Source organism: Ideonella sp. P3_A4, from assembly GCF_056403075.1.
Genome location: NZ_JBFUGE010000441.1, coordinates 1 through 4,990 on the forward strand (window position 1 = coordinate 1; position 4,990 = coordinate 4,990).

General features: G+C 61.2%; 5 protein-coding genes. All 5 read right to left on the bottom strand.

The features are described from left to right. Window positions 1-305: 305 nt before the first annotated feature. Window positions 306-449 carry a hypothetical protein gene (locus AC1DYI_RS26280; protein ID WP_477207078.1) on the bottom strand — a complete coding sequence of 48 codons (144 nt, stop codon included), beginning with the start codon at window positions 447-449 and terminating at the stop codon, window positions 306-308. Between the two features lie 18 nt (window positions 450-467). After that, complete coding sequence (locus AC1DYI_RS26285; RefSeq protein ID WP_477207079.1) at window positions 468-1,475, bottom strand: choice-of-anchor tandem repeat GloVer-containing protein; 1,008 nt, start codon at window positions 1,473-1,475, stop codon at window positions 468-470. A gap of 156 nt (window positions 1,476-1,631) precedes the next feature. After that, window positions 1,632-2,894, bottom strand: coding sequence for a hypothetical protein (locus AC1DYI_RS26290; protein WP_477207080.1), 1,263 nt, complete (start codon window positions 2,892-2,894; stop codon window positions 1,632-1,634). A gap of 127 nt (window positions 2,895-3,021) precedes the next feature. After that, window positions 3,022-3,315 (bottom strand): hypothetical protein, encoded by a 294-nt coding sequence (locus tag AC1DYI_RS26295; protein WP_477207081.1) that lies wholly within the window; start codon window positions 3,313-3,315, stop codon window positions 3,022-3,024. A gap of 131 nt (window positions 3,316-3,446) precedes the next feature. Then, window positions 3,447-4,823 carry a YncE family protein gene (locus tag AC1DYI_RS26300; RefSeq protein ID WP_477207082.1) on the bottom strand — a complete coding sequence of 459 codons (1,377 nt, stop codon included), beginning with the start codon at window positions 4,821-4,823 and terminating at the stop codon, window positions 3,447-3,449. Window positions 4,824-4,990: the final 167 nt, after the last annotated feature.

The following is a 4,990-nucleotide window of genomic DNA, read 5'->3' on the forward strand; positions in this document are numbered from 1 at the left end:
CCTCTCACCCAGGTTGGCCGAAGACGGGGCTTGATCGAGGGACTGCTCATGGGGTACTGCCTGTTGAACGCGGTCGAAACACCAAGATGGCACGGAGCGCCGAGCGGCGCATTGACGCAGCGCAAGTGAGCGCATCGACGGAGGTCGAGCTCAGTGCCCTTGCGCGGCGAAGCAGGCGCTCTGCATCTTTCGCCGCATGTGCACTTATGGCGTCGCCTTCGCTCATCCGTCTGTTGGATGGCGAACAGAACCGGGCCGCTTGAAGGTCCGATGCGCACTTCAGCGTGCGCAAGCAGTCGCCAGTCTCAGGGCCTGATCCGGAACAGCGTGCCGCCGCCGTTCAGCCCACCGTTGCGCGTGCTGCTGTAGAGGTAGCCGTTGGGGGCGGGCTCGAAGCCGGCCATGGGGTTGCCGCCATCGGTGGTGTTGCCGGCAAAGTGGTGCAGCACATCGAGCTTGTCGGGCTGCTAGGGGCGGAACCGGAAGGCCGTGCCCCGGCCGAAGGTGCCGCCGCCCGCGCAGGTGCCGTACAGCACACCGTCGGGGGCCGCGTACAGGTAGTCGATGGGCGATGAGCCTTCGTGGGGCTGGAAGCTGTGCAGCACCTTGTACTCGCCGGCGTGCGAGATCGAGTAGATGCAGCCGCAGAACTGCTCGCCGCCATTCGTGGCCAGGCCATAGAACAGGCCGTCGGGCGCGAGCGTGAGGCCGCCGCGGGGCAGGCGGCCGGTGGCGTTGTCGCCGAAGAGGTGCAGGATGGTCAGCACGCCCTCCGGTGTTAGGCGGTAGACGGTGCCCGAATCGAAGTCGCCGCCCAGTTCGGTGACGCCGTAGTAGTTGCCGTCCAGGCCCTTGGTCAGGCCCTTGGCGGGGGCATAGCCCCCCTCGTGGCCGTCCTGGAAGACATTGAAGTGGTACAGCGTGGTCAGCTCGCCGGCGAGGGTGATGCGGAACACCGTGCCGGCCTGGTGGGCGCCGCCGTTTCGCGTCGTACCGTAGAGCGCCCCGTCGAAACCTTCGATCAGGCCGCCGGTGGGTTGCAGGCCGTTCTGGCCGGCGTCATCGAAGCGGTACAGCTCGTCGATGGGGTGGCCCTTGGGTGTCTGCCAGCGGCTGACGGTGCCGGCATGGTGCTCACCGCTGTTGCCGGTGTTCGCATAGGCCAGGCCGTCGCTCGCGATGATGAAGTGCGAGTAGTACGAGAACTTCTGGACGGCGAACGAGTGCACACCGCCCAGCGCCCCGCTCAGCGGGATGCGCCAGGCGCGCTGGACGGTCGCGATGTTCATCCATCGCTGCGAACCATCAACGCTGATCAGCGGCTTCACGTCCGGCGCTTCGCCGGCGGGGAAGTGGAAGACGGTCTCGAAGCCGTGGTCACCGGCATGGGCCAGGCGGGCGGCGGCCAAGCCGGCGCCGAGCAATGGGGCCGCGCAAATGGCACGGCGGGTCAGCAATGTGGGTGGGTTAGGCATGACGCTCCCAGGGTTGTCCGCCGTGCCGCGTTGCGGGCACAGCGCGCATGCTGGCGCATCACGCTGATGCCGTGAACTGTACGCATTAGGGGTGCGGGGGCCGCGAACCGAGGGGGAGCGCGACCTGGGCCGGCATCAGGGCTTGGCCTGGTTCACTCACTTGGCGCTGGTGGTTTGGCCATCACGTGACGCCAGCGGCAGGATGAACAGGTTCGCCGAGGCCGGTGGCAAGTGGATATTCTTCAGGCCGTTGGCTGTTTGATCGAAATAGGCGGTGTCCGTCCAGCGCACGGTATCTTTCACCACGTGGTTGTTGTCAGTCAGGCGATCTGATCGCAGCACCCGATAACCGAACTTCCCCTCAGCCAGCGTGCGTCGCGGGGTTGTGTCCATGGTATTCAGGTTGACCGTGACACCATTCTTCAGGTCACGGTTGATGACCATCACCCGCAGCGAGCTGTCGTCTGCACTGATGGAAGAGTAGGTCGACACCTTCGCATAGTGGTTCTTGCCGTCCGGCGTGGCCAGCAGCTTGTTGTTCTTGATGCGGTTGCGGACCATGGTCTTGCCGAACTGTTGGGCATAAATGCTGTACGCATACCCCGGCGCCTGAATTTGGGGAAATTCGATGTCCTCGCCGCCCGGATGGGTGCCGTTGGCATACTGAACGAGCGAGAAAGCCGGGTGGGTGTCGAGAGAATGGTAGAACATCCGTTCGACGTTCTGCTCCAGCAGCTTGCCCGTCCAGTCGGCCATCACCAAGGCGTGGCCCATGTCTTGCAAGACCTGAAACTCCCCTCCGGCGTTGTTCTGGAACACATTGAATTCGGTCATCCAGATCTTCCACTTTCGCGTGGGCGATTGGGGGTCGTCCGTGCCGAGCAATGCCTTGACGTTTTCAATTTCAGCGCCTCGATCCACCTCGTAGAGCATGTCCTGAGTTTGCTTCTGGCGTCGCCCCTCCAGGCTCGCCTGCTCATAGGGTTTGGCAGACAAGTACTGGTGGATGGAGTAGGCGTAGACACTGTCCAGCTTGCCGGCGTCACGCAGCTTTGATTTCAAGGCGTTCAGCCAAGCCTTCGCCGTGTTGTCCTTGAAATCCGCCGCCAGCCCCTGTGCCAACAGCTTTATTTCCGGCCGCGCCGCTTTCATCTTCTCTTGGAATTCATAAAAGATGTCGGCATGCTGGCCGGCATTCCAGCGCGACCAATCTTCATTGCCCACCTCCCACCACAAGGTGGTCGCGCCTTCAGGGCTGGCCACCCAGGCGGCGGCCTTGGATGCGGCGGTGGACAAATTGATGGGGTCGATCTCAGGGGGCAAAGGCGGGTTGCTGAATTGGTTCTTGTTGATGTACTGAAGACCCCAAGGGTTGTAATTCAGCCAGAAGACCGTGTTGACTTCGAACAGGCGTTGCATGTCAAGGCGGTCAGCGGCGGTGTAGCGGTTTATTTCGCTCGGGCTCAAATATGCGTCCCATTGCGAAGGGTGCTCCTGGGAGGGGTAGCTGTGCGTCGGGTCATCCCAGATATAAAGAAATGAGCTGTCACCGCTGGGGAAGCGCAAGGTCCCCAAGGCCCAGGCTGTCAAGCGTGTCAGCGGTCTTGGACGAGACCGGTGTGCCGCCAGCGTCGCTGAGATTGTCAAATGTCCAACGCCATTGAGCGGTATTGAATTGAACACCGCTGCCAAAGGTCCGCCGGTTGATGTCGGAACGATAGGCGCCAAGGGTCTGCGCCGCGTCAATTTGAATCACCACGGGATCAGATGCACCGGCGCCCAGCGCCGGCCCAAATACCACCGCCGCGAGCAAGGCGGTCAGCCGCTGAAGCGAGCTCATGGAGCAGGTCCTTTCAAGACGATTTGATAGGCTGAGAAGGGCGCGGCGCACACCATGGCACCGGCCCTTTCCGCAACAAGCAACGTCGACAACAAGCGGGCTGCCGTGGCAGCCCGTGCGCCATCGGCCGATCAGGGCTTCAACGCACCGACCGGGATGTCGATTTCATAGGAATCGACGTCCGTCTCGCTGTTCACGTCCCAGTTCGAGTTGTAGACAACCCGGGTGAAGTCGCGGTTCACCGAAGCCGCCGGAGCCGTCCAGTAGCCGGCGTAATGGCTCCTGTGGAACGCGAGGTTATAGACGATGGGATTTTCCTTCAGCTGGACCGCCAGGATTTTCTGGTGCAGCCATTTCCGGGGCAGCGACGTGTCGTTGGCGTAAGTTTCAATGGTCACCCAGCCTGGCTTGTTGAAGGCCTTGCCCGACACGTGAATGGCCGTGGCCGTGCCGTCGATGTAGGTGGGGAAGAGAACCGTCCRTTTTCCGTCGCGCAGCCGGGTCATGAAAATGTCGCCGGCATTCGACTGGTAATCGATCGACACGTAGACATCGTCTCCGGCGGCGTCGAACGCGAGGTCAGAATGCTCTGATGTCGTGTGAACCTGCTTGCTCGTCGAGAAATCGCGGGAGTAGGCGGTCGTCACTTCGCCCGAAACCACGCAGTATTTTCCGCTCGGGCTCATGCTCACGTGGTCGGGCCTGTTGCCGTGCGTGTCCATGTGGCCCAGGATGGTGTCGGTTTTCTTGTCCCAGACAAAAATACCGCGACTTTGCCAGTCCGCGTTGTCCACCATGAAGCACCAGTAACGCCCGTTCGCTGACGGTGACCCTTCGCTCTTCGTCCATGCGGCGTTGGCATCTGGCCAGAGCGCCTTCAACCGCGGGCCAAAATTCGCCACTTGTCGCGTCTGCAACGACCCCACATTGAGTTCGTGCAGCTTCATGCCCACCCCGTTGGTCGGCAGGTAATAGAGGATCTTCGGGTCAGAAGAGTGCCACTGCGGTTCTGCATCCCCACCCAAATACGGCAGCGTGGTCACGCGCGCATGGGTATTGGCGTTGTAGAGGTGCCATGTGCCATCGTAGGCATACACGAGTTGCCGCGTATTGTTGGCGTTGAAAGCTTGACGCCGCGAATAGTCGTTTCGCGCGAAACCGGGTACACCATCGGCCACATGGTCAGTGGCGCGGGTGACACATGTTCCGTAAGTCGGTTCGGCATAGGCCGAGCCCTTGACCGGCTTGGATTTTGGCGGGATGGCATCAACAGCTCTCGTTGAATTCAGTTCGAACAAGGGCCGGCTGGCATAGAAATCGGTGCAGGCGGGGCTGTTGGGGTTCGCGGCCCAGCTCAGATCTTCTGCCTGAGCATCAGCGCTTTCAGTAAGAGTATTTGATTCGCTGGGGAATGGACTCAGGGGCGCCTTCTGCTCGGCAGTGGCGGTCAATGGAAAACCTGCGCTCAGTATCAGAGCGGCAATTGCTGCAGTATTCACACTCTTCATAGAGGCTCCTCGTTCAGGGGTTTTTCTCTGAATTGATCACGCAAAATGTAAACGTTTTCAATCCGCGGCGAGTATGCCCCTCGAGCATCGACTGCACAAAGTTTTGAATTCGTAAGTTGGGTAACCAAAGGGGCGCAGAGCGCGCCAACAGAGCCTCAGCAAGCGAG